This window comes from Streptomyces cadmiisoli, from assembly GCF_003261055.1.
Classification (GTDB): domain Bacteria; phylum Actinomycetota; class Actinomycetes; order Streptomycetales; family Streptomycetaceae; genus Streptomyces; species Streptomyces cadmiisoli.
The window spans coordinates 4,498,238-4,522,347 of the sequence record NZ_CP030073.1 but is presented as its reverse complement, the minus strand read 5'-3'; the positions used below and the strand labels follow the sequence as shown (position 1 = coordinate 4,522,347).

The 24,110-nt window shown below is 71.0% G+C and carries 17 protein-coding genes and 2 pseudogenes; 9 read left to right on the top strand and 10 right to left on the bottom strand.

The genetic code is table 11. The features are described from left to right. Nucleotides 1-44: 44 nt before the first annotated feature. Complete coding sequence (locus DN051_RS19425; RefSeq protein ID WP_053760676.1) at nucleotides 45-869, bottom strand: maleylpyruvate isomerase family mycothiol-dependent enzyme; 825 nt, start codon at nucleotides 867-869, stop codon at nucleotides 45-47. A 181-nt stretch (nucleotides 870-1,050) separates the two neighbouring features. On the opposite strand from DN051_RS19425, the gene DN051_RS19420 reads away from it, so the two are divergent. Beyond that, complete coding sequence (locus DN051_RS19420; protein ID WP_112439169.1) at nucleotides 1,051-1,881, top strand: carbon-nitrogen family hydrolase; 831 nt, start codon at nucleotides 1,051-1,053, stop codon at nucleotides 1,879-1,881. A 10-nt stretch (nucleotides 1,882-1,891) separates the two neighbouring features. Here DN051_RS19420 and DN051_RS19415 read toward each other — a convergent pair whose 3' ends face one another. Next, entirely contained in the window at nucleotides 1,892-2,386 is a 495-nt protein-coding gene (locus DN051_RS19415) for an LURP-one-related/scramblase family protein (RefSeq protein ID WP_112439168.1), read from the bottom strand. A 156-nt stretch (nucleotides 2,387-2,542) separates the two neighbouring features. On the opposite strand from DN051_RS19415, the gene DN051_RS19410 reads away from it, so the two are divergent. Beyond that, on the top strand, nucleotides 2,543-4,372 hold the full coding sequence (locus tag DN051_RS19410) for a thioredoxin-like domain-containing protein (protein WP_112439167.1): 1,830 nt from the start codon (nucleotides 2,543-2,545) through the stop codon (nucleotides 4,370-4,372). Between the two features lie 12 nt (nucleotides 4,373-4,384). Here DN051_RS19410 and DN051_RS19405 read toward each other — a convergent pair whose 3' ends face one another. The 3 genes from DN051_RS19405 to DN051_RS19395 form a co-directional block, all read right to left on the bottom strand. Beyond that, on the bottom strand, nucleotides 4,385-4,636 hold the full coding sequence (locus DN051_RS19405) for a DUF6458 family protein (RefSeq protein WP_053760680.1): 252 nt from the start codon (nucleotides 4,634-4,636) through the stop codon (nucleotides 4,385-4,387). A 157-nt stretch (nucleotides 4,637-4,793) separates the two neighbouring features. Next, nucleotides 4,794-6,089: a M18 family aminopeptidase gene (locus DN051_RS19400; RefSeq protein ID WP_053760681.1), complete on the bottom strand. Its 1,296-nt coding sequence runs from the start codon at nucleotides 6,087-6,089 to the stop codon at nucleotides 4,794-4,796. Nucleotides 6,090-6,176: 87 nt separating this feature from the next. Continuing rightward, nucleotides 6,177-8,003 carry an acyl-CoA dehydrogenase gene (locus tag DN051_RS19395; RefSeq protein WP_112439166.1) on the bottom strand — a complete coding sequence of 609 codons (1,827 nt, stop codon included), beginning with the start codon at nucleotides 8,001-8,003 and terminating at the stop codon, nucleotides 6,177-6,179. 230 nt (nucleotides 8,004-8,233) lie between these two features. Here DN051_RS19395 and DN051_RS19390 point away from each other — a divergent pair, with 230 nt between their 5' ends. The 4 genes from DN051_RS19390 to DN051_RS19375 all read left to right on the top strand — a co-directional run bounded on the left by DN051_RS19390 (nucleotide 8,234) and on the right by DN051_RS19375 (nucleotide 13,049). After that, nucleotides 8,234-8,710 carry an SseB family protein gene (locus tag DN051_RS19390; RefSeq protein WP_053760683.1) on the top strand — a complete coding sequence of 159 codons (477 nt, stop codon included), beginning with the start codon at nucleotides 8,234-8,236 and terminating at the stop codon, nucleotides 8,708-8,710. 172 nt (nucleotides 8,711-8,882) lie between these two features. Then, the gene (locus DN051_RS19385) at nucleotides 8,883-10,817 is read left to right on the top strand and encodes a YncE family protein (protein WP_112442350.1); all 1,935 of its coding nucleotides are present in this window, start codon (nucleotides 8,883-8,885) and stop codon (nucleotides 10,815-10,817) included. Between the two features lie 109 nt (nucleotides 10,818-10,926). Then, nucleotides 10,927-11,904 (top strand): pirin family protein, encoded by a 978-nt coding sequence (locus tag DN051_RS19380; protein ID WP_053760685.1) that lies wholly within the window; start codon nucleotides 10,927-10,929, stop codon nucleotides 11,902-11,904. 101 nt (nucleotides 11,905-12,005) lie between these two features. Next, nucleotides 12,006-13,049 (top strand): AI-2E family transporter, encoded by a 1,044-nt coding sequence (locus DN051_RS19375; protein ID WP_053760686.1) that lies wholly within the window; start codon nucleotides 12,006-12,008, stop codon nucleotides 13,047-13,049. 63 nt (nucleotides 13,050-13,112) lie between these two features. Here the strand turns inward: DN051_RS19375 and DN051_RS19370 are convergent, their stop codons facing one another. Continuing rightward, complete coding sequence (locus DN051_RS19370) at nucleotides 13,113-15,260, bottom strand: ATP-binding SpoIIE family protein phosphatase (protein WP_053760687.1); 2,148 nt, start codon at nucleotides 15,258-15,260, stop codon at nucleotides 13,113-13,115. A gap of 146 nt (nucleotides 15,261-15,406) precedes the next feature. Between DN051_RS19370 and aspS the strand changes: the two genes are divergently transcribed. Next, on the top strand, nucleotides 15,407-17,170 hold the full coding sequence (gene aspS, locus DN051_RS19365; protein ID WP_053760688.1) for an aspartate--tRNA ligase: 1,764 nt from the start codon (nucleotides 15,407-15,409) through the stop codon (nucleotides 17,168-17,170). Between the two features lie 92 nt (nucleotides 17,171-17,262). On the opposite strand, the gene DN051_RS19360 is transcribed toward aspS, so the two are convergent. The 4 genes and pseudogenes from DN051_RS19360 to DN051_RS19345 all read right to left on the bottom strand — a co-directional run. Then, complete coding sequence (locus DN051_RS19360; protein WP_162624956.1) at nucleotides 17,263-20,367, bottom strand: FG-GAP repeat domain-containing protein; 3,105 nt, start codon at nucleotides 20,365-20,367, stop codon at nucleotides 17,263-17,265. A gap of 129 nt (nucleotides 20,368-20,496) precedes the next feature. Then, a complete protein-coding gene (locus DN051_RS19355; RefSeq protein WP_053760690.1) occupies nucleotides 20,497-20,862 on the bottom strand; it encodes a PH domain-containing protein in 366 nt (121 codons plus the stop codon). Between the two features lie 703 nt (nucleotides 20,863-21,565). Then, a pseudogene (locus tag DN051_RS19350) lies at nucleotides 21,566-22,444 on the bottom strand (helix-turn-helix domain-containing protein); the annotation flags it as partial. 326 nt (nucleotides 22,445-22,770) lie between these two features. Then, nucleotides 22,771-23,028 (bottom strand): annotated as a pseudogene (locus DN051_RS19345) (ATP-binding protein); the annotation flags it as partial. A 44-nt stretch (nucleotides 23,029-23,072) separates the two neighbouring features. Between DN051_RS19345 and DN051_RS19340 the strand changes: the two are divergent. Together DN051_RS19340 and DN051_RS19335 are read left to right on the top strand one after the other, a co-directional pair. Further along, nucleotides 23,073-23,888 (top strand): helix-turn-helix domain-containing protein, encoded by an 816-nt coding sequence (locus tag DN051_RS19340; RefSeq protein ID WP_112439164.1) that lies wholly within the window; start codon nucleotides 23,073-23,075, stop codon nucleotides 23,886-23,888. Next, nucleotides 23,885-24,094 carry a DUF397 domain-containing protein gene (locus DN051_RS19335; RefSeq protein WP_053760694.1) on the top strand — a complete coding sequence of 70 codons (210 nt, stop codon included), beginning with the start codon at nucleotides 23,885-23,887 and terminating at the stop codon, nucleotides 24,092-24,094. The genes DN051_RS19340 and DN051_RS19335 overlap by 4 nt, the downstream gene beginning before the upstream one ends. Nucleotides 24,095-24,110: the final 16 nt, after the last annotated feature.

The window sequence follows — 24,110 nt, the reverse complement described above, 5'->3', positions numbered from 1 at the left end:
TATCGGCGCGCGGCGGCCCCGGCGGGGCGGCAGCGGCGCCGGACCTACTGCGTCACCGTGAAGTTCCGCAGGATCGCGCCCGTCAGGCCGGGCTCGCCCTCCGCCTTCACCCGGTCCTTGACCGCCTCCGGCGTCACCCGCCCGCAGGCGAGCCGTACGTAGGTCTCCCAGTCGAGGGTGAACGTGGCGGCGGGGCCGAGGGCGGGGGCCGTCTCGAGCGTGCCGCGACCCTGGATGTCGACCCGGATCGTGCGCAGGAACTCGACCGGACCGTGCACGTCGAAGACGATCGCCGAGCTGCGGGGTGCGTCGGCCTTCTCCGCGACGAGCTCCGGCAGCGCGGCCAGCAGGACGTCACGGGCGACCTGCGCGCCGGGGGAGTCCAGGTTGCCGGGGCGGCCGAGAGCGGCCCGCAGGTCCTGCTCGTGCACCCACACGTTGAACGCGTGGCTCCGCATGGACTCCTCGAGGGTGAGCTCCGTGCCGAGCGGCCCGCGCACCTTCGTCCCCGGGTCGCGGGACTCGTTGCGCAGCTGCCGGTTGCGGCGGATGACCGTGTACTCCAGCTCGGACGTCATCTCCGGCGACGTGTGGTGACGGCGGACGTCGACCTGCATCTCCGTGTAGCGCTGGTGGTCGTTGGTGACGTGGAACAGGTCCCGCGGCAGGGTGTGGATGGGGCGCGGGTCGCCGAGCATCTCGCAGTCGAGCCCGATGACATGGGACACGATGTCGCGCACGGACCAGCCGGGGCACGGCGTCCGCCGGTTCCAGTCGGCCTCCACAAGAGGCTGCACCAGCTCGGATATGGCTTCGATGGAGTGGGTCCAGGCGTCGGCGTAGGGCTGGAGGGTGGGATGCAGACTCACGGAACGGGACCCCTCGGCGGTCGGGACACGGGCAGGTTTGGCGGCATTGCCAGTGGGAGGTGGCTGCTGTCGGCGGGCGTCTTGAAACGCTAAGTTACGCTGCTGTGAGGCACCCCGGCAGTGCTTTCGTGTGACGATCGTAGGCCCGTGTGGACGGCTCGAATGCCAGGACGGTGGTAGTGTGCGCGCCTCGCTGATCCAGATCGCCGTAGATGAGGGCGAATCGGTTGATTCGCGTCGGCGTCGGGCGGCCGCCCTCGTACGGCAACAGGCCGGTGCGGATCTGGTCGTCCTGCCGGAGCTGTGGACCACCGGCGCGTTCGCCCACGACGAGTTCGCCCGGCAGGCCGAACCGCTGGAGGGGCCGACGTACGAGGCCATGGCGAAGGCCGCGACGGACGCGGGGGTGTGGCTGCACGCCGGGTCCATCCCCGAGCGGGCCGAGGCCGAGGGCGGCACCGCGGGCGAGGGAGCGCTGTACAACACCTCGCTCGTCTTCTCCCCCTCCGGCGATCTGGTCGCCGCCTACCGCAAGATCCACCGCTTCGGCTTCGACCGCGGCGAGGCCGTGCTGATGGGCGCGGGCGACGAACTGGTGACGGTCCGTCTGCCGGGCCTGACCACGGTCGGCGTCGCCACCTGCTACGACCTGCGCTTCCCGGAACTCTTCCGCGGACTCGTCGACGCCGGCGCGGAGACCTTCGTGATCCCCGCGGGGTGGCCGGAGCGGCGGCGCACCCACTGGACGCTGCTGGCGCAGGCCCGCGCGGTGGAGAACCAGGCGTACGTCCTCGCCTGCGGCACGGCCGGGACGCACGCGGGCGTTGCGCAGGCCGGCCACTCGATCGTGGTGGACCCGTGGGGCACGGTGCTGGCGGAGGCCGGCGCCGGCGAGGAGGTCCTCACGGTGGAGTTCGAGCCCGGCAAGGTGGCGCAGACCCGGGAGCAGTTCCCGGCCCTGAAGGACCGGGTGCTCGGCGTCGTGGCCCCGGAGCCCCGCCACCGGTCCTAGGGCCGCCGCGCTAGTCCTCCTCCCGCTCCTTCTCCGACAGGTGGATCACGCAGACCGTCACCGCGATCAGCAGCGCCGGATCCGCGTCGTCGCGGACGACGTCCACGCCGTAGGTCTCGCGGACGTGCAGCCAGCGCCGGGAGATCACGGCGAGCAGCTCACCGTCGTACTCGACGGCGAACTCGCGGTCGGCGATCCGGCCGCTGACGTCGAGTTCCGTCCCGTCGACCAGGGTCACCCGGTAGTGGTTGCGCAGCAGCGACAGCCGTTTGCGGCGGATCCGGGCGAGCGCCTCGCCGTCCCGTTCGATGACCATCGTGTCCCGCAGGGCGAACATCTTCTGGTGGATGTCGATCAGCACCCTGCCCTGGGTGTCCTTCAGCTCGAAGGTGTCCCGCAGCCGGATCGCCTTGCCGTCCACGAGGAAGACCTTGTTGCCGCGGTCGTCCTCGATCCAGTAGTCGTCACCGAAGGACAGGAGCCGATCGCGCACGAGGAATCTCATGCCGTGACCGGTTCCCCGACGACGGATCCGAAACGCCACCGGTAGGCCGACCGGGCTGCGGGGGCCGCGGCGCGGCGCCGCCGTACCCGATCGCGTGGAGGCGGCCACGGGTCGGGCGCTTTTCCGACTGTCGGCGGCGGGTGGCACTCTTGATCCATGACCGATTCATCCCCGGCCCCGACCCGTCGCCGCGCCCGTGTCCGTGCCCCCGAGCTGACCGGCAAGGGCGGCTGGCTGAACACGGGCGGGAAGCAGTACAGCCTCGCCGACCTGCGCGGACGCATTGTCCTGCTGGATTTTTGGACGTTCTGCTGCATCAACTGTCTGCACGTTCTCGACGAGCTGCGGGAGTTGGAGGAGAAGCACCGGGACACGGTCGTGGTCATCGGGGTGCACTCGCCGAAGTTCGTGCACGAGGCCGAGCACGCGGCGGTCGCGGACGCCGTCGAGCGGTACGACGTGGAGCACCCGGTCCTGGACGACCCCGAGCTCGCGACCTGGAAGCAGTACGCGGTGCGGGCCTGGCCGACGCTGGTGGTGATCGATCCCGAGGGGTACGTCGTCGCGCAGCACGCGGGTGAGGGGCATGTGCACGCCATCGAGCGGCTGGTGACCGAGCTGGAGGCGGAGCACGCCGCGAAGGGCACGCTGCGGCGTGGTGACGGTCCGTACGTGGCGCCGGAGCCGGAGCCGACGGTGCTGCGTTTCCCGGGCAAGGCGGTGCTGCTGCCCGGTGGGAACTTCCTGGTCAGTGACACGACGCGGCACCAGCTGGTGGAGCTGGCGGAGGACGGGGAGAGCGTCGTGCGGCGCGTCGGGTCCGGGGCGCGCGGGTTCGCGGACGGGCCGGCGGACGGGGCGTCGTTCAGTGAGCCGCAGGGTCTGGCGCTGCTCGACGGCAACTCGGTGATCGTCGCCGACACGGTCAACCACGCGCTGCGGCGGCTGGACCTCGCCTCCGGTGAGGTCAGCACCGTGGCGGGCACCGGCGGCCAGTGGATGCAGGGCGATGCCACTTCGGGCCCGGCCCGCGAGGTGAACCTGTCCTCGCCGTGGGACGTGGCCGTCTTCGGGGGCCGGGTGTGGATCGCGATGGCGGGTGTCCACCAGCTGTGGACGTACGACGCGGCGGACGGCTCTGTCGCCGTCGCGGCCGGTACGACCAACGAGGGCCTGGTCGACGGTCCGGGCGCGGAGGCCTGGTTCGCGCAGCCGTCGGGGCTGGCCGCGACGCCCGACCGGCTGTGGCTGGCCGATTCCGAGACGAGCGCGCTGCGCTGGGTCGATCCGGACGGCTCGGTGCACACGGCGGTGGGCACCGGTCTGTTCGACTTCGGGCACCGGGACGGTGCCGCGGAGCAGGCCCTCCTCCAGCACCCGCTGGGTGTGACCGCTCTGCCGGACGGCTCGGTCGCCGTCAGCGACACCTACAACCACGCGCTGCGCCGCTTCGACCCCGCGACCGGGGAGGTCACGACGCTGGCCACGGATCTGCGTGAGCCGAGCGGCGCGGTCCTGGTCGGCGACGACATCGTGGTGGTCGAGTCGGCGCGGCACCGGCTGACCCGGCTGCGGCTGCCGGAGGAGGCGGTCCGCGTCGAGGCGGTGGCGCACCGGACGCAGCGCGCGGCCACGGAGGTCGCCGCGGGGCGTCTTCGGCTGGAGGTGATCTTCCAGGCCCCCGCCGGGCAGAAGCTCGACACGCGGTTCGGTCCCTCGACGCGGCTGCTGGTGTCGTCGACGCCGCCGGAGCTGCTGCGGGAGGGCGACGGGGCGGGTACGGATCTGTCGCGTGTGCTGGAGCTTGACCCGGCCGTCGCGGAGGGTGTCCTGCATGTCTCCGCGATGGCCGCGTCCTGCGACGACGACCCGGCCAACGAGTACCCGGCCTGTCATGTGCACCAGCAGGACTGGGGTGTGCCGGTCCGTCTCACCGAGGCGGGGACGGACCGGCTGCCGCTGGTCCTGGCGGGGCTGGACGCCTGAGCCGGGGCGGGCTCACGCGCCGTATCCGTCGCTGTAGCCGTCGCGCCGGTGGGGCTGCCGCTGTTCCTCGACGACCGGCGCCGAGGGGCGCATCACGACGCGCCGGCGCCGGGCGATGCTGCTGAACGTCGTGACGCCGATGAGACCCACGATCATCAGGATCACGCCGACGAGGTCGAGGTTGACGCCCTCCATGTCCCAGTCGGTCGCGAACGTGAGGATGGCTCCCACGGCGATGAGGATGATGCACCCGCCGAGGCCCATGAGCTGTCGCCTGCCCTTCCGGTCCGGTGGTTCCGGTCGGGTGCGGGTACCCCCGGTCGGCGTGAGCATGCCGGGCCGGGAGCGCCGGCGCGCGTGGGCGGGGCGGCGGCTCCGTGCGGTCGCGGGCCGGGGGTGCTGAGCCGGTGGGGTGTGCGGGTCAGCCTTCCAGGAACGCCACCAGGGCGTTCGTCAGCATGTGCGGGTCGTCGACGCCGCACAGTTCGCGTGCGCTGTGCATGGACAGGATGGCCACCCCGATGTCGACGGTCCTGATGCCGTGCCGCGCGGCCGTGATGGGGCCGATGGTGGTGCCGCAGGGCATGGAGTTGTTGGAGACGAAGGACTGGAAGGGGACGCCCGCCTTCTCGCAGGCGGCGGCCCAGACCGCGCGTCCCGAACCGTCGGTGGCGTAGCGGTTGTTGACGTTGACCTTGAGGATGGGGCCGCCGTTGACGCGGGGGTGGTGCGTGGGGTCGTGGCGTTCGGCGTAGTTGGGGTGGACCGCGTGTCCGGTGTCGGAGGACAGGCAGACGGTGCCGGCGAAGGCGCGGGCGCGGTCCTCGTAGGAACCGCCGCGGGCGAACACGGAGCGTTCCAGTACGCCGCCGAGCAGCGGGCCGTCCGCGCCGGTGTCCGACTGGGAGCCGTTCTCCTCGTGGTCGAAGGCGGCCAGGACCGGGATGCACGGCAGGGCCCCGCTCGCGGCGGCGGCGGTCAGCGCGGCGACGCCCGCGTGCACGGACAGCAGGTTGTCCATGCGCGGTCCCGCGAGCAGTTCCTTGTCGCGGCCCAGGTAGGCGGGCGGCTCGACGGAGTGCACCATCAGGTCCCAGCCGGTGACCTCGCCGGCCGGGAGGCCGGCGTCGGACTCCAGGAAGGCGATGAGGTCGCCGTCGCGGACGTCGTTGCCGAGGCCCCAGATGGGCTGGAGGTGGCGCTGCTTGTCCAGCTTGAGGCCCTCGGACGCCACCGACCGGTCCAGGTGGATGGCGAGCTGGGGGACCCGCAGGAGCGGGCGGTCGACGTTCACCAGGCGGGTCGAGCCGTCGCGCAGGCTGAGCCGGCCCGACAGGCCCAGGTCGCGGTCCAGCCAGGAGTTCAGGAGCGGGCCGCCGTAGATCTCGACGGCGACCTGGCGCCAGCCGTGCGCCCCGGTGTCCGGCAGCGGCTTGACGCGCAGGTTGGGTGAGTCGGTGTGCGCTCCCACGACGCGGAACGGGGTGTGCGGTGCCGCGCCCTCGGGGACGTACCAGGCCACGATCGCCCCGCCGCGCAGCACGTACTTGCCGCCGCTCGTCCCGTCCCAGGCGTCCGTCTCCGCGACCTGTCGGAAGCCGGCCTTCTCCAGCCGTTCGGCGGCGTTCGCCACGGCGTGGTACGGCGACGGACTCGCCGCCAGGAAGGACATGAGGTCGTCGGTGTGGCCGCGGTCGAAGCGGGAGGGTTCGCTCATGGGGTTCACCTTAACGACGTACGAGGGCCCGCCACCCATCACCGGGAGCGGGCCCTCGTCGGGGCGATGCGGTGCGGCGAGTGCCGTCTAGAAGGCGGCCTCGTCCAGTTTCATCAGGTCCAGTTCGACGTTCTCGGAGAGCTTGCGGGCGAGGGTGACGCCGGGCAGGACGGTGGCGGCGAAGAACTTCGCCGCGGCGATCTTGCCGGTGTAGAACGCCTTGTCCTTGGCGGAGGCCGTCTCCAGTTTCTCGGCGGCGACCGCGGCGCCCTTGAGGAGCAGGTAGCCGACGATCACGTCACCGGAGGCCATGAGCAGGCGGGTGGTGTTCAGGCCCACCTTGTAGATGTTCTTGACGTCCTGCTCGGTGGCGGCGAGGTCGGTCAGCATCAGGCCGACGATCGCCTCCAGCTCGACGGCGGCCTTGGCGAGCTGCTCGCGGGCGCCGGAGAGCTGCTCGCCGCCGGTGCCGAGGGCGAGGAACTTCTTGATGTCCTCGGCCAGCGAGTTCAGTGCGGCGCCCTGGTTGCGGACGATCTTCCGGAAGAAGTAGTCCTGGCCCTGGATCGCCGTGGTGCCCTCGTAGAGGGTGTCGATCTTGGAGTCCCGGATGTACTGCTCGATCGGGTACTCCTGGAGGAATCCGGAGCCGCCGAAGATCTGGAGCGACTGGGCGAGCTGCTCGTAGCCCTTCTCGGAGCCGTAGCCCTTGACGATCGGCAGGAGCAGGTCGTTGAGCGCGTGCTCCGTCGAGGCGTCCTCGCCGGAGGCCTCCTTCACCGCGATGGCGTCCTGCACGGAGGCGGTGTAGAGGACGAGGGCGCGCATGCCCTCGGCGTAGGCCTTCTGCGTCATCAGCGAGCGGCGCACGTCGGGGTGGTGGGTGATGGTGACCTTGGGCGCGGTCTTGTCCATGAAGTCGGCGAGGTCGGGGCCCTGGACGCGCTCCTTGGCGTACTCCAGTGCGTTCAGGTAGCCCGTCGACAGTGTGGAGATCGCCTTCGTGCCGACCATCATGCGGGCGAACTCGATGATGCGGAACATCTGGCGGATGCCGTCGTGCCGGTCGCCGATCAGCCAGCCCTTGGCGGGGTGCCGGTCGCCGAAGGTCATCTCGCAGGTGTTGGAGGCCTTCAGGCCCATCTTGTGCTCGACGTTGGTGGCGTACACGCCGTTGCGCTCGCCCAGCTCGCCGGTCTCGAAGTCGAAGAGGTACTTCGGGACGAGGAAGAGGGACAGGCCCTTGGTGCCGGGGCCGGCGCCCTCGGGGCGGGCCAGCACGTAGTGGAGGATGTTCTCCGACATGTCGTGCTCACCCGAGGTGATGAAGCGCTTCACGCCCTCGATGTGCCAGGAGCCGTCCTCCTGCGGCACGGCCTTGGTGCGGCCGGCGCCGACGTCCGAGCCGGCGTCGGGCTCGGTGAGGACCATGGTGGATCCCCACTGCTTCTCGACGGCGATCCGGGCGATCTCCTTCTGGGCGTCGTTGCCCTCGTCGTGCAGGATTCCGGCGAAGGCGGGGCCGGAGGAGTACATCCACACGGCCGGGTTGGCGCCGAGGACCAGCTCCGCGTACGACCAGATCAGCGACGGGGGAGCCGTGGTGCCGCCGATGCCCTCGGGCAGGCCGAGGCGCCAGTACTCGGAGTCCATGAAGGCCTGGTAGCTCTTCTTGAAGGACGCGGGGACCGGCGCGGTGTTGTTCTCCGGGTCGAAGACCGGCGGGTTGCGGTCGGCGTCGGTGAAGGACTCGGCCAGCTCGTTCTCCGCCAGCCGGGTCAGCTCGTCGAGGATGCTCTTGGCGGTGTCGACGTCCATCTCCTCGAACGGGCCGGTGCCGTACAGCTTGTCCCGCCCGAGGACTTCGAAGAGGTTGAACTCGATGTCGCGGAGATTCGACTTGTAGTGCCCCATAACGACAGCTCCGTAGGAGATCGGCGAGGCACTGGCTCCTCGCATCTAGTTCACGTACCAACAAGTAGCTAAGATGATGCTACCCGTCGGTAATAAGACGCAACCCCGTTCCGGCCATCTGTGACAGGGCCCACCGCAGCGGCGGGCCGCGCCCTGCTCGGGGCCCGGCCCCGGCCGTGAACTCGTCATGCCCCCACGGGCGGTGCCGCGCGCTCGGTACGCTTGCGCTCATGTACGGATACGGCCAGCCCATGGACGGCGGCGCTGCGCAGCAGCAGTACGCCCAGCCGCAGCAGCCCGGCGGTGTCGGCGGTTATGGCCAGCAGCCGCCGCTGTACCCGGAGCCGTCCCCGCCGTCGCTCGCGGACGCGGTGCGCGCCTTCACCACCGGACAGATGGCCGCCGAGGACTTCCAGCAGGTCTTCGCGACGTCGAAGGTGTACTGCCCGCGCGGCGACAATCCCGGCTTCCTCGCCCTGCACAACACCCAGCAGCCGGTGATCCCGATGTTCACCTCGCTCAAGGAACTGCGCCGGTACGCGGGCAAGGAGTCCAAGTACTTCGTGATCACCGGCGCCGAGGTGATCGACCTGCTGCCCACCGGGTACGGCTTCGTCGTCGACATGGAGGGCGAGCACCGCATGGTCTTCGACGCGAAGGCCGTGGAGGAGATGGTCGACTTCGCGATGCGCAGGATGTACGGCTGACCGCCCGGCCCGGCGAAAATCCCCTCCCCGATTGTCAGAGCCATGCCTTAGGCTGCCCCGGCAGCCGCGCCCCGTGCGCCACCGCCTGCCGGCGGTCGCCCCGGGTGTCGCGCGGCGCTCTCATCTCCCGGTGAGAACCGGGTATTCCTGTGGGGGTTTCATCACTGTGCGCATGCGCAGCACCTCGGCCGCGACGGCACTCGCGGTCCTGTTCAGCTCGGCGGCGCTGACCGCCCTGTCGGCCGGCTCCGCGTCGGCGGCCGCCGCGACGGTCACCACACCCGGCGGGATCGCCGTGGACGGCGCCCAGCAGCGGGTCTTCGTCGGCGACGCCTCGGCCGGAGCGATCGTGGCGGCCGACTACTCCGGCACCGTCGTCGACCGGGTGACCGGCATCGGCGCGGTCTCCGACCTGGCGCTCTCGGACGACGGCAGCACCCTGTACGCCGCGGCACCCGACCGGCACGAGATCGTGGCCCTCGATCCGGCCACCCTCGACATCAAGCAGCGCCACCCGGTCGCCACCGACACCGGACCGCGGTACGTCGCCTTCGCCGGCGGCAAGGCCTGGTTCTCCTACGGCGACCAGTGGGACGGCGACCTCGGTTCGGTCGACCCGGCGGTGGACCCGTCGAGCGGGGCCGACCCGGTGGCGCTCGGCCAGTACCCGGGCAAGGTCTGGGGCCAGGTGCTGCTCGACACCGACCCGAACAGCCCCGGGCTGCTGGCGGTCGGGGAGACCGGGCTGTCCACGAGCGCGATGGCCGTCCTGGACGTGTCCGGCGGCACCGCGCAGGAGGTCGCCTGGCACCACGGCGACTACTCGCTCAACGACGGCATCCGGGACATCGACCTGGTGCCCGGCGCCGCCCAGGTGCTGGTCAACGGCCACGACCGGGACGCGTACGCGAACGGCGGGTTCACGAAGGCCGGGTCCTACCCGTCCGGGCAGTTTGCCGACGTCGCCGCGAACGGGCTGGTCGCCCAGGTCAACGGCGGCAAGGTCGCGGTGTACCGGCCCGACGCCGGAGCGCCGCTGCGCACCTACACCACCAGCAGCAGCTACGGCGCGGGCGACCTGGCGTGGTCGCCGGACTCCGCGCGGGTCTTCGTCCTGGCCGGTACCGGCGGGGGCTACACCCTCAAGGCGCTCACCGAGCCGACGATGAACGTGCCGACGCTCTCGGTGAACGCCCCGTCCACGGCCACCCGCGCCAAGAAGCTCACCGTCACCGGCTGGATCACGGCGACGGTGCCGCTGCCGAGCGGGGTGAAGCTGGCGGTCACCCGTACCGACCTGGAGAGCCCGAGCGGCAAGGCGCTCCCCGCCGTCACGGTGAAGTCGGACGGCACGTACTCCTTCACGGACACCCCGCCGGCCGGCGGCACGGTCACCTACAAGGTCTCCTACGCGGGCGACGCGGAGCACACCGCGGTCAGCGCCTCCGACAAGGTGACGGTCTCCCGCGCCTCGACCTCGCTGAGCCTGAACAACAACGGCAAGGTGTACAACTACGGCACCGACGCCAAGTTCACCGCCCACCTCGGGACGACCTACAAGAACCGCTCCGTCGAGATCTGGGCGAACCCGTACGGCGGCGACCGGCCCGACAAGCGGATCAAGGTCGGGCGGGTCGACTCCAAGGGCAACATCTCCGCCTGGGTCGACATGACCCGGGACACCGTCGTCACCGCGGTCTTCAAGGGCGACGCCCGGTACAAGCCGAAGACGGTGAAGTCCACGGGCTACGCCCGGGTCAAGGTCTCCACCGCCGTCTCGCGGCACTACAAGACCGGCAAGATCGGCTCGACGACGTACTACTGGTTCCGCAAGAACACCGACCCGCTGCTCACCACGACGATGACCTACTACCCGGGTCGTCAGCAGCGCTTCGACCTCCAGGTCTACTACGACGGCCGGTGGTACTCCGGGGACTCGCAGTACTTCCCGCTCGGAACCAACGGCAAGTCGGCCGTGAGCCTCGGGGCGCCCGGCGAGTCGGGCATCCGGGCGCGGATGCGGTCGGTGTACGTGAACGGTTCGTCCGGTGACAACGTGAACTCCACGACGTACGGCTCGTGGAAGTACCTCTACTTCAGCAATTAACGGACCGGACGATGAGATGGCCCGGAGGGAATGCCCTCCGGGCTTTCTCTGTTCAGGGTGGCAGAAAGTTCAATGCTCAACTAAACTCGGAGCACAAGGAGGTACCGACATGCCTGCAGTGACCGTCGAGAACCCGCTCACGCTGCCCCGCGTGGCCGCACCCGCCGACGCCGTGGCACGCCCCGTGCTGGCCGTCACCACCGCGCCGAGCGGTTTCGAGGGTGAGGGCTTCCCGGTGCGCCGAGCGTTCGCCGGGATCAACTACCGCCATCTCGACCCGTTCATCATGATGGACCAGATGGGAGAGGTGGACTACGCGCCGGGAGAGCCCAAGGGCACCCCCTGGCACCCGCACCGCGGCTTCGAGACCGTCACCTACATCATCGACGGCATCTTCGACCACCAGGACTCCCACGGCGGTGGCGGCACCATCACCAACGGTGACACCCAGTGGATGACCGCGGGCTCCGGACTGCTGCACATCGAGGCCCCGCCGGAGCACCTGGTCATGTCCGGCGGCCTCTTCCACGGCCTCCAGCTGTGGGTGAACCTCCCGGCCAAGGACAAGATGATGCCGCCCAAGTACCAGGACATCCGCGGCGGCAGCGTCCAACTGCTCACCTCCCCCGACGGCGGCGCGCTGATCCGCGTCATCGCCGGTGAGCTCGACGGTCACGAGGGCCCCGGCGCCACGCACACCCCGATCACGATGATCCACGCGACGCTGGCGCCCGGCGCGGAGATCACCCTGCCGTGGCGTGAGGACTTCAACGGCCTCGCCTACGTCCTCGCGGGCCGCGGCGCGGTCGGCACCGACCGCCGTCCGGTTCACAAGGGCCAGACCGCCGTCTTCGGCGCCGGCGGCTCGCTGACCGTCCGCGCGGACGAGCAGCAGGACTCCAACACGCCGGACCTGGAGGTCGTCCTCCTCGGCGGCAAGCCGATCCGCGAGCCGATGGCGCACTACGGGCCGTTCGTGATGAACACCCGCGAGGAGCTTCAGCAGGCCTTCGAGGACTTCCAGAAGGGCCGCCTCGGCACCGTCCCGGCCGTGCACGGCATGTCGGGCGACGGTCCGCAGGACTGACCGCGCGTGAGCGTCGGCCGGGGCACCCTCGGCTGACGCTCCGTCACCCGGGCGGGCCGTCCGCGCAGGACAGCCCGCCCGTGGCGTGATCGTCTGGACGGGTGCAGCTGCTTCCCGAACCCGTCCGCAGGATCGCCCAGTGGTGCGCCGCCATCCTGCTCGTCGCCGGGGTCGGCTACGTCGGGATCCTGCTGTGCGGCGCGCTGCGGACGGCCGTGGTGCCGGTGCTGCTGGCCCTGCTCGGCACCGCGCTGCTCGGGCCCCTCCACCGGCGGCTGGTCGACGCGCGCGTCAACCGGTCGGTCGCGGCGGCACTCACCTGCGTGGCCGTGGTGGCGGTGGTCGGCGGGGCCGTGTACATCGTCGTCGCCGCGCTCATCGACAGCGGCGACCAGATCGTGGCCTCGCTCAGACGGGCCGCCCGCGGACTCACGGAGCACTTCGGGGCCGCCGGGACCTCCCTGGACGACATCCTGTCCAACGGCCGCGAGCTGCTGGCCAAGTTCGGCGGAACGGCGGCGTCGGGCGTCATCAGCGGGGTCAGCGTCGTCGGCGAGACGATCGCCGTCGCGGTCCTCGCGCTGCTGCTGGTCTTCTTCTTCCTGCGGGACTCCGACCGGGCCGCCGGCACCCTGCGCGCGCTCGCCCCGCACGGGCGAGCCGACACCCTGGAGGCCATGGCACGGCGCGCCTACCGGGCCGTCGAAGGGTTCATGCGCGGGACCACCTTCATCGCGTTCATCGACGCCGTCTGCATCACCGTCGGGCTGCTGGTGCTCAGAGTGCCGGGTGCCGCGGGGCTCGGCGCACTGGTCTTCGTCGGCGCCTACATCCCCTACCTCGGCGCCTTCCTCTCCGGCGCGGTCGCGGTGCTGGTCGCGCTCGCCGACCGGGGGTTCGTCATCGCGCTGTGGGTGCTCGGGGTGGTGCTCGCCGTGCAGGTGCTGGAGGGGCATGTGCTCCAGCCGATGATCCAGAGCCGGACGGTGCAGATGCATCCCGCGGCCGTGATGCTGACCATCACCGCCGGGGCGTCCGTCGCGGGCATCCTCGGCATGCTGCTCGCGGTGCCGCTGACCGCCGCCGCCTTCGGGGTGGCGCACGAACTGCGCACCGGCGGCGCGACCGGTCCGCCGAAGGCCTGAGGCACCGCCTCGGGGCGCCGCGTGCAGGTCGTTCGCCGATCCGCGCCCGCCTCGGCGCGGGCGTCAGCCGGTCGTCCGTCCCGGCTGGTGGAGCTCGAACCAGATGCTCTTGCCCTCGCCGCGCGGATACACCCCCCAGGCCTGGGCCAGCAGCTCGATCAGCAGCAGCCCCCGGCCGGACGAGGCCAGCTCCCCCGGCCTGCGCCGGTGCGGCAGATCGTCACCGGCGTCGGTGACCTCCACCCGTATCCGCCGCCCGCCGTCCGGCTCCCCGATGATCTCCGCGACCAGCAGCGCGTCGGCGTCCGTGTGCACCAGCACGTTGGTGAGCAGCTCCGAGAGCAGCAGCACCGCGGTGTCGACCTGCTCCGGCGAGGTCCAGTCGTGCAGGAACTCGCGCAGCTGCTGCCGGGCCACGGCGACGCGCTCCGGCTCGGCCTGGGCGACCGTGAGCATCGTGCGGCGCCCGGCCGGCCGCGCCGGCACGGCCCCGTCGCCCCGCCCGTCGCCCTGCCGGCACAGCAGCAGGAGGGCGATGTCGTCCTCGCGCCGGTCGGCGAGCGGGCCGGTGGTGTGGTGGGAGGACGGCCCGTGCACCGCCTGGACCAGCGCGTCGGCGAGCTGCTCCAGGTCGCCGTCCTGCCGCTCCAGGATCGACCGGATGCGCAGCCAGCCGGTGTCCAGGTCGTGCCCGCCGGTCTCGATCAGGCCGTCCGTGCAGAGCATCATCGTCTCGCCCGGTTCGAGGACGATCCGCGAGGTCGGGTAGTCGGCGTCCGGGTCGATGCCGAGGGGCAGGCCGCCCGCCGTCGGACGCTTGAGCACCGTGCCGTCCGCCATCCGGATCGCCGGGTCGGGGTGCCCGGCCCGCGCGATGTCGAGGACACCGGTCACGGGGTCCGCCTCGACGTACAGACAGGTCGCGAAGCGCAGGTCCGTGGGGTCGTCGTCGGCGGCGGAGACGCCGTGCAGGAAACGGGAGGCCCGGGAGAGCACGGCGTCGGGCCGGTGGCCCTCGGAGGCGTACGCCCGCAGAGCGATCCGCAGCTGGCCCATCAGCCCGGCCGCCCGTACGTCGTGCCCCTGGACGTCCCCGATGACCAGCGCGAACCGGCCTTCCCCGGGCTCGGACCGGGATGTGCCGCCGGGCAGCGGGATCATGTCGTACCAGTCGCCGCCGACCTGGAGGCCGCCGCCGGTGGGGATGTAGCGGGCGGCGACGCTCATACCGGGGATCCGGGGGCCCAGGGTGGGCAGCATGGAGCGCTGGAGGCCGTCCGTCAGCTCCCGCTCCGACTCGGCGGCGCCGGCCCGGCTCAGGGCCTGGGCGAGCATCCGGGCCACCGTGGTCAGCACGGACCGCTCGTCCGGGGTGAACGCCACCGGGTAGGCGAAGGCCGCCATCCAGGCGCCCATCGTGCGCCCGGCGAAGGTCAGCGGCAGAAACGCCCAGGACTTCCGGCCGAAGTGCTCGGCGAGCGGCCAGGTGAGCGGATAGCGGGACCTGTACTGCTCGGGCGCGGACAGATACACCGCCCGGCCGGTGCGCACCACCTCCGCCGCCGGGTAGTCCGTCTCCAGCGGCATGTAGGTGAAGGGCTCCTCGTCGCCGGGCTGCTGCCCGTGGTGGCCGATGACCGTCAGCCGGTCGGCCTCCACGCCGAACACCGCGAGCCCGTCCGGTGAGAACCCCGGCATCGACAGACCGGCCGCGACCCGCAGCACCTCCGCCGTGGAGCGGGCCTCGGCCAGCGCCCGGCCCGCGTCCAGCAGGAACGCCTCCCGGGAGCGCCGCCGGTCACCGGTGACCGGGGTGCGCGCGGCGGCTCCCGGCGAGGGCTCGGTGACCTCCTGGAGGGTGCCGATCATGTCGTACACCTGGCGGACGGGGTCGAACGTCGAACGGGAGCGGCTGCGCACGGTGCGCACGATCCGGCCGTCTCCGTCCAAGACACGCAGCCGGAACTCGCCGAGGGTGTCCTGCGCGACGGAGAGCTGCATGATGCCGTCGACCTCGTCCCAGTCGACGGGGTGGAAACGGGCGCGCACGACGGCCGGGGGGTAGGTGCCCGGCTCCGCGGGCAGGCCCAGCAGTCGGCCCGCCTCGGCGTCCACGGTGATCTGCTTGGCCACACTGTCCCAGTGCCACACGCCGGTCGCGAGGGACGTCAGAACGTCCTCCACGGCGGGCAGGGGCTCACCAGTGCGCATTGCCCCACTCTAAGAAGAGGTGATCGAACGGTGCCACCGATGCCGGGTGGGCCCAAATGGTGGGGATGGCGTCCCGGTCGGCCGGTACCCTGGGATCAAGTTTCACGTGAAACAGGCCCCGATCCGCGAAGACTGGATGAACGACGATGCATCGGTACAGGTCCCACACCTGCGGCGAGCTCCGCGCCTCTGACGTCGGCACCGACGTCCGGCTGAGTGGCTGGCTGCACAATCGGCGCGACCTGGGCGGCATCCTCTTCATCGATCTGCGCGACCACTACGGCATCACGCAGCTCGTCGCCCGCCCCGGCACGCCCGCCTACGAGGCCCTGGACAAGGTCACCAAGGAGTCCACGGTCCGGGTCGACGGCAAGGTCGTCTCCCGTGGCGCCGAGAACGTCAACCCGGAGCTGCCGACCGGTGAGGTCGAGGTCGAGGTGGGCGAGGTCGAGCTGCTCGGCGCCGCCCAGCCGCTGCCGTTCACGATCAACGCCGAGGACGGGGTCAACGAGGAGCGGCGCCTGGAGTACCGCTTCCTGGACCTGCGCCGCGAGCGCATGCACCGCAACATCATGCTGCGCACGGCGGTCATCTCGGCGATCCGGCACAAGATGACGGCGCTGGGCTTCAACGAGATGGCGACCCCGATCCTGTCGGCGACCTCCCCCGAGGGCGCCCGGGACTTCGTGGTCCCGTCCCGTCTGAACCCGGGCAAGTTCTACGCGCTGCCGCAGGCCCCGCAGCAGTTCAAGCAGCTGCTGATGATCTCCGGCTTCGACCGCTACTTCCAGATCGCGCCCTGCTTCCGCGACGAGGACGCGCGCGCGGACCGCTCGCCGGGCGAGTTCTACCAGCTCGACGTCGAGATGAGCTTCGTCGAGCAGGAGGACGTCTTCCAGCCGATCGAGCAGCTGATGACCGAGCTGTTCGAGGAGTTCGGCAACGGCCGCCACGTGACGTCCCCGTTCCCGCGGATCCCGTTCCGCGAGGCGATGCTGAAGTACGGCTCCGACAAGCCGGACCTGCGGGCCCAGCTGGAGCTGGTGGACATCACCGACGTCTTCGAGGGCTCCGACTTCAAGGCGTTCGCGGGCAAGCACGTGCGCGCGCTGGCCGTGCCGGCCGTCCAGGACCAGCCCCGCAAGTTCTTCGACCAGCTCGGCGACTTCGCCGTCTCGCAGGGCGCGAAGGGCCTGGCCTGGGTCCGGGTCGCCGAGGACGGTTCGCTGTCGGGCCCGATCGCGAAGTTCCTCACCGAGGAGAACGTCAAGGTCCTCACCGAGCGTCTCGGCCTGGAGGCCGGGCACGCCGTGTTCTTCGGCGCGGGCGAGTTCGACGAGGTCTCGAAGATCATGGGCGCGGTGCGGGTCGAGGCCGCCAAGCGCGCCGGGCAGTTCGAGGAGAACGTCTTCCGCTTCTGCTGGATCGTCGACTTCCCGATGTACGAGAAGGACGAGGAGACCGGCGCGATCGACTTCTCGCACAACCCGTTCTCGATGCCGCAGGGCGGTCTGGAGGCCCTGGAGACCCAGGACCCGCTGGACATCCTGGGCTGGCAGTACGACATCGTCTGCAACGGTGTCGAGCTGTCCTCCGGCGCGATCCGGAACCACGAGCCCGACATCATGCTCAAGGCCTTCGAGATCGCCGGGTACGACCGGGAGACCGTCGAGGAGAAGTTCGCCGGCATGCTGCGCGCGTTCCGTTTCGGCGCCCCGCCGCACGGCGGCATCGCGCCCGGCGTCGACCGCATCGTGATGCTGCTGGCCGACGAGCCGAACATCCGCGAGACCATCGCCTTCCCGCTCAACGGCAACGCCCAGGACCTGATGATGGGCGCGCCGACGGAGCTGGAGGAGGCGCGGCTGAGGGAGCTGCACCTGTCGGTGCGCAAGCCGCAGCCGAAGTAGCCCGGCGGCACACGGAAGGGCCCGGAACCGGTAGCGGTTCCGGGCCCTTCCGTCGTCCGTGCCCTCAGCAGTTCAGGACAGCTCGGCACAGCTCAGGACAGCGACTTGTAGCCGCTCCAGCCCGTCGCGATCTTCACGCGGCCGCCGAAGGAGCCCTTGCCGTCGCCGCTGTTGCGGTACACGTTCCCGCTGGTGTCCCGGGAGACCAGGTCGGCCCTGCCGTCGTCGGTGATGTCGCCGACGCCGACCACCACGTTGTACGAGCCGCCCCAGTCGCCGAAGACCTTCACCCGGGCCGCGAAGGTGCCGTCGCCCTTGCCGTTGTACCGGTAGAGGGTGTTGGCCTTGTCCTGGGCGAGCAGGTCACCGATGCCGTCGCCGTTCAGGTCACCGGCGCCGATGACCTTCTTGTAGCCCCTCCAGTCGGCGTACAGCTTCACGCGCGACGACAGCTTGCCGGTGCTGGTGCCCTTGTGCAGGTACACGGCGCCGGTGGAGGTGGTGCGGGTGATCAGGTCCGGGCGTCCGTCACCACTCACGTCGCCGGGCGAGGTGAGCACGTCGGACGACGTCCAGCCGCTGCTCGCCAGGGTGGTGTACGACGTCTTGGGCGTGACCGCCTTGCCGCAGCCCGGCTTGTACAGGCGCAGGGCGCCGCTGCTGAGCCGGACCAGGACGTCGTTGCAGCGGTCGCCGCTCAGGTCGCCGAACGGGACCGCCTTGATGCTGGTGGCCCAGCCGGTGCCGGTGGCCTTGTCGCCGAACTTCCCGGTGCCGGTGCCGAACTGGTAGGTCAGACCGCCGGAGGAGTTCAGGGTGAGCAGGTCGCCCCGGCCGTCGGGGCCGTCGGGGCCGCCGAAGTCGTGGCGCACGGCCGCGCCCCGGGTCAGGAAGCCCTTGCCGGTCGCCACGGTGACGGCCGTGGCGGTGTCGGTGCCGGTGGCCTTGAGGGTCCAGGTGAAGTGACCGTTGGGGAAGTGGCCACCGGCGGCCGTGGTGCCGGACCAGTCCGCCGTCACCCGGGCCGACGCGCCGGCTCCGGTGATCGTGCGGGTCGCCTTGCCGGTGGCGCCGCTCTGCACGGAGGTGAACGTCACCGACCAGGACGTGACCGGGCGGGACAGCAGCCATGAGCCCTGGAAAGGCATGCCTGTGGACACGGAGCCCGTTGCCTCGGACGCGAAGGCCGTCACGGGCGACGGCGTGACGCCGGTCCGGGCGACGTGGATCCGCTCGTACCGGTCGGTCCAGGCGACCATGCCGCTGTACTCGTCCACGGTCCACTTGAAGCGGCGGTCCACCGCGAGGCCGCTGCCGGCGACGTCGGTGGTCAGGACCCGGGTGGTGCCGGTCTTCGCGTCGGTCAGCTCCAGGGTGCCGGCGCCGTGGTCGTGCCGGACGGTGAAGCCGTCGCCGAGCAGTACGTCGCCGCCGGTCACCGCGCGGGACGTGGCCGCCACGGTGTCGTACACACCGGCCGAACCGTCGCCGCACGCCCAGTACACCCAGCGGCCCGCCGCCTGGAGCTCGCTCGGCACGCAGCCGAGGCCCGGCACGGTGACCGTGGCCAGGGTGCGGTTCTCGGCCAGGCTGTAGGAGGTGAGCTTGCCGGTCGTGGAGGCGCTCCACAGCGTGGAGCCGTTCAGGGCGGCGGCGCGCACGGACCGCTTCAGTTTCTGTCCCCGCCCGAACTCACCGACGTACTGCGCCGGGGCGGTGTCACCGGAGTTGTAGACCGCGTAGCCGTCCGAGACGTCGACGATCGTGCCGCCCTCGGTGCGGAACTCCAGGGTGCTGTCGGAGGAGCCGTCGTTCATCCCGACCAGCCGGTCGGCGCGGGCCGAACCGGTGCCGCCCTCGTCACCGTCGTAGAACGTGGTGAGGAAGACATCACGCGGGCCGGTGCCCAGGTTGCCCCACAGGGTCGAGCAGTCGGCGCCCGCGTAAGCGCACACCGGGTCGATCTTGTCGCCGGTCTTCGGCTCGGAGGCGGTCAGCCGGCCGTCGGCCGCGGCGAGCGTGCGCACCGTGGTGGTGTCCATCGTGCCGTCCGGGTCGTCCTCGGCCACGCGCAGGCTGCCGCGGCTGAGGGCGAGACCGGTCTTGGCGTTCTCCAGGGCCGGGACCTGGGCTTGGCGCTCCAGGGCGAGCGAGCCGTCGCCGCCTTGGGCCACGCGCTGCACCCACCAGTCCGTGGCGCCGGTGCCGCCCGTGACCAGGGCGGTGTCACCGGAGGCCCGGACCAGGTACGCGCCCGCCTGCGCGAGCAGGGTCGTCGAGCCGCCGTCCGCGAGGGACACGGCGGTCAGGGCGCTCGTGCCGGTGCCGGTGTGCAGCGGCAGCAGCAGCCGGTCGTCGGTCAGCACCGGGGCGCCGTCCAGCTGGGCCCCGGGTGACGGCAGGTCGAGCAGTTCCCCGGCGCCGCCGGGGTCGGTGCGCGACTTGAGGTGCAGGTTGCCGGAGGCGGAGTCGTACCAGCCGATCCGGTCGTCACTCTGGACGGTGACCGGGCGGGAGCCGACACCGGTGAACACCTCGGTGGCGACCGCCGTCTCCAGGTCCAGGTAGTACAGGTCGGTCCCCACCCGGAACATCGCACCGTGCGCGTCGGCGGAGGTGATCATGCCCGAGGTGATCCGGGTGCCGGCCGGGGTGATCGGACGGGACCGCCAGGCGCCGTCCGCCTTGTCGTGCAGCGCCTGCTCTGTGATCATGGTCCGTCCGGCGAGCCCCCGGTAGGGCTGGTCGGAGGTGAACTCCGACGCCGTGCGCGTCGCCGGGTCCCACAGGGCGACGGAGCCGGCGCCCGGCAGGGCGACCAGGTCCGCGTCGGCGCCGTACCAGGCCGTCGGACAGGTGGTGGAGCCCAGGTTCTCGCAGACACCGGCGGGCGTGTAGACGCCGTCGTCGGTCCGTACGGTGACCGTGCCGCCGTCGGACGAGTCCGTCCACAGCAGCCCCGCGATCCCGCTCTGCCGGTGCAGGTAGCCGCTCGGACCGGCGACCAGCGGCCGGTCGGCGCGCGGACGGGTACCGGCCGGGTCGGGCAGGGTGATCTCGGTGATGTCGGCCGCCGGGGCCTGACCGGCCGAGGCGTCGCCCTCCGGCAGGACGGCGACGGATACGGCCGCGACGGCGACCGCGAACGAGGAGACGGCGGCGGCCATGCCGCGCCGTCTCAGGGCGTGTCTGCCCACGTCTGATGTCCCTCCCCGCGAGGGTCCCCGCCCCCGCACAATGGCGCGGATGCTATCAGCGCGGAACACCGTCATCGCAGGTGAGGGAGGAACGCGGCGGCCGAGCGCCGGCCGCCGCGCTCCCGCGGGTCACCTCGCCACGAACTGCGTGAGGATCGCCTGGACTTCGTAGATGTCGACGCCCTTGGTGAAGGTCTTCTGCACCGGGGTCGCCGAACCGGAGAGCCAGATCTTCAGCTCGGCGTCGAGGTCGAAGGTGCCGGCGGTCTCGACGGCGAAGTGGGTGATGCTGCGGTACGGGATGGAGTGGTACTCCACCTTCTTGCCGGTGATGCCCTGCTTGTCGACCAGGATCAGACGGCGGTCGGTGAACAGGATGGTGTCGCGGATCAGCAGGTACGCCGCGTGCACCTGCTCCCCCTGGCCCAGCAGGCGCGCGAAGTCCTGCTGAGCCGTCCCCGGATCGATGCTGTGCGCGTTTCCGAACAGTGCCATGAAAGGACCCCCCAAGTCGGTCGGCTCGCCCCGTCGGACGCGACCCGATACGGCAGCGGCCTCACATGATCTTCACATTCGGCCATGTTGTCCAGATCATGACGTGGGGGGGGGCAGGTGGGTTCGGTCACGCCGGCTCGCCGTCGAAGCCCTCCTGAGGTTCGAGCGGCAGTGACGTCGCGGATGTCGCGCTCCGACTCAAGGGCGTCGAGCATCGTGGTGAGGGCGCCGAGGCCGGTGGAAGCGGCGGATGTGGCGGGCGCATCGATGGCGTCGGCCCCGGAATCATCGGCAGGCGTGGTGACCGGGCGGGCGTGCACGATGGTGCTGCCTGTCGAGATCCCGGTGAGTTCGAGTTGTACGGGAGTGCCTGCGGCCACCGAGACCAGGTGCTCGACGGGTTGCAGCAGTGCGTCGCCCCACTGGAAGCGGAGAGCGCCACCGTCGGTGTCCGGGCCGGTCAGCCGTAGCTGGAGTTCTTGCGGCGAAAGAGGGCAGCACCTGGGGTCCTGTCGGGTCAAAGGGGTGTTCGTCCTGCCGGGTCGGCATCGGGGCGGGCAGCCGTTCGGGGAAGACCGGCGGCGGATCGCACTGCCCTGATGGCTTCGCCCTTCGTCATCTGCGTCTCGTCCGGACGCTTAGGGGCTACAGCGGTGAGGGCCGGTGGGTTGGCGTCAGGGCCCGTCGTGCTGCGGCACCAGACGGCCTCCATCGGGTCGGATCGGCAGTCGCGGCAGCGGCCGGGGGTGGGTGCGCGAAAGCCGCGGTCGCAGCCGTCGCATGTCTGGATCGGGTGCCTGGAGGTCGGGGCAGAGGAGGCCATTGGGCGGATCGGGGGCAAGGGCGGTAACTGTGCGGCCAGGCGGTGGGCCAGGAGGGCAGCCGGGCGGATCAGGCGTTCCAGCGGCAGGTTCTCGGTCAGGGCGCGGCGCACGGCGGTAGGGGCGAGGTCGCGTTCCAGCCAGGCGGCGACGCCGGGAGCCAGGTGCTCGGCGTCGGCGGCGGAGAGGAGAAGCCGCGGGTCTGTGCGGCGCAGGCTCGAGAGGACATCGAGGGCTGTCCGGAGGAGGGTCGGCGCGGGATCAGCGGGTTTCGGCACGGCGGGTAAAAGCTTGCGGGGCGGGGATCTGTCGGCGGCGCTTCCGCGGCTGGGTCGGTCGGGGGTGTCGGCGGAGTTGGATCCGCGGTGCCCTGGCTGGTTGCAGGAGACGGTGCGGGTGACGATCCGGCCGGTCTCGGTGCGTTCGCGGGTGCGGCGCAGGTAGCCGTGGGTCTCCAGTTCACGCAGGGCGGCGGCGATACGGGTGGGGCCCTCGGGGAAGCGGCGGGCGAGGGTCTTGATGTCGACGCTCGCGCCGCTGGGCAGCGACTGGATGTGGCAGGCCAGTCCGATCGCCAGCAGCGACAGGTCCGGGTGCTGGGCCAGGTGGTTGCCGATCACCGTGAAGCGGGTGGTGTGGCGGGTGTTGTCGTGGGTGACGCCGCCGGGGTGCCCCTTCGCGTGGGCCTGTCGGTGGGGGTGGTTTTTCCCGCTGATACGGGACTGGGCGGGCGGGTGCACGCTAGGGTTTTGGGTATCCATCGGGAAGGTTGTGCTTCCTAGGTGGTCAGGCCGTCGGGAAGGTTGTGCTTCCTTGGTGGTCAGGCCCTCGCACTGGGATGCCAGTCCCGGCGAGGGCCGTTGCATGTCTGGGGTTGTCGTGTCGTGCTGCGCTGAGCGTAGGGCAGGCAACCTGCCGCGAATCCAGTTCACTTGGTGATGTTCACCCGGGCGAGTGAGCGTTGCGCCGTGGGCGGGAGGGGTGGGGCTTGGTGCGGTTCCTTTCTCCCTCGTGGTTTTTGGAAAAGACGGCCGACGGCACCGGAACACACGCGGTCGGGTTCCGGTGCCGGTGCTGTTTTCGCTGGTCAAGCTGGTGGTAGATCGAGTTCCGCCCAGACGGTCTTGCGGGGGGCCGGTCCGATCTGCACGCCCCAGCGGTCGGCGAAGGCCTCGACGAGGAGCAGGCCGCGTCCTGACTCGGCGTCGGGGGCGGGTGGTGGGCGGAGGGGGAGATCGTCACCGCGGGTGTCCGTCACCTCGATGCGCAGTACGTCGGTGGTGGCGTGCAGGGCGAGGCGGAAGCTCCGGCCGGGGAGCCGGCCGTGCGTGGCGGCGTTCGCGGCTCGGGGCTCGGCTCAAGGGCGAGGCGGACGAGCCGGGGTGGGAGGTGGATCCGGACGACGAATGGGGCGTCGCGGTCATCACGACAGTGGGCCGGCAGTTGAAACTGCGGCGCGAGGCGAGGGGCATGCGGGCCGCCGAGTTCGGGGTGGCCGTGGGGTACGGGGAGGACCTGGTCTACAAGATCGAGGGCGGGAAGCGGATTCCCCGGCAGGAGTATCTGGACAAGGCCGACGAGGTGTTAAGCGCGGGCGGGCTCATCGCGGCGGCTTGGGAGGACGTGAAGAGGGTCCGGTATCCGAAGAAGGTTCGGGAGCTGGGGAAGCTTGAGGCCAAAGCGGTCGAGATCGCTCTGTACGAGTGCCACATCATCCCCGGCCTGTTGCAGACGTCGGAGCACGCGCGATCCGTGATCGGGGCGGCGCAGCCGCCGTACTCGCCGGACGACGTGGAACGCATGGTGGCCGCTCGTCTCGCCCGGCAGTCGGTCTTCGAGCGCTCGCCCGCGCCTGCACTCGGCTTCGTCCTGGAAGAGGGGGTCCTGCGGCGGCCCATCGGGGGCACAATGGCGTGGCGTCAGCAGCTCGAACGTCTGCTGGAGGTGGGCCGGTTGCACAACGTCGTGCTTCAGGTGATGCCGATGAACTGCGACACCCACTCCGGCCTGGACGGTCGCATCGAGTTGCTGAAGTTCCCGGACGGTACGGCTGTGGGGCGCTCGGACGGCGCGTTCAACGGCCGGGCGACCACCGAGCCCAAACACCTGCGCATCCTTGAACTGCGGTATGGCATTATCCGGGCTCAGGCGCTCTCTCCGCGGGAGTCGCTGGCCTTGATCGAGCAACTGCTGGGAGAAACATGAACCGCAAGACCATTGCCGGGGACGCTTCCGAGCTGGCGTGGTTCAAGAGCAGCTACAGCGGCGGCAACGACGGCAACTCGTGTGTGGAATGCGCTGTCACCCCCGGCACCGTGCACGTCCGTGACTCCAAGAACAGCGAAGGCCCCCGGCTGGCGCTCACGCCCGGCGCCTGGGCGGACTTCGTCACCTACGCTTCCGGGCGCTGAGCGCGCACTGCTGGAC

Coding starts and splice junctions, on each gene's coding strand:
- DN051_RS19415 (WP_112439168.1), bottom strand. CDS start 2,386: ATGAGATTCCTCGTGCGCGATCGGCTCCTGTCCTTCGGTGACGACTAC.
- DN051_RS19410 (WP_112439167.1), top strand. CDS start 2,543: ATGACCGATTCATCCCCGGCCCCGACCCGTCGCCGCGCCCGTGTCCGT.
- DN051_RS19405 (WP_053760680.1), bottom strand. CDS start 4,636: ATGGGCCTCGGCGGGTGCATCATCCTCATCGCCGTGGGAGCCATCCTC.
- DN051_RS19400 (WP_053760681.1), bottom strand. CDS start 6,089: ATGAGCGAACCCTCCCGCTTCGACCGCGGCCACACCGACGACCTCATG.
- DN051_RS19395 (WP_112439166.1), bottom strand. CDS start 8,003: ATGGGGCACTACAAGTCGAATCTCCGCGACATCGAGTTCAACCTCTTC.
- DN051_RS19390 (WP_053760683.1), top strand. CDS start 8,234: ATGTACGGATACGGCCAGCCCATGGACGGCGGCGCTGCGCAGCAGCAG.
- DN051_RS19385 (WP_112442350.1), top strand. CDS start 8,883: ATGCGCAGCACCTCGGCCGCGACGGCACTCGCGGTCCTGTTCAGCTCG.
- DN051_RS19380 (WP_053760685.1), top strand. CDS start 10,927: ATGCCTGCAGTGACCGTCGAGAACCCGCTCACGCTGCCCCGCGTGGCC.
- DN051_RS19370 (WP_053760687.1), bottom strand. CDS start 15,260: ATGCGCACTGGTGAGCCCCTGCCCGCCGTGGAGGACGTTCTGACGTCC.
- aspS (WP_053760688.1), top strand. CDS start 15,407: ATGCATCGGTACAGGTCCCACACCTGCGGCGAGCTCCGCGCCTCTGAC.
- DN051_RS19355 (WP_053760690.1), bottom strand. CDS start 20,862: ATGGCACTGTTCGGAAACGCGCACAGCATCGATCCGGGGACGGCTCAG.
- DN051_RS19335 (WP_053760694.1), top strand. CDS start 23,885: ATGAACCGCAAGACCATTGCCGGGGACGCTTCCGAGCTGGCGTGGTTC.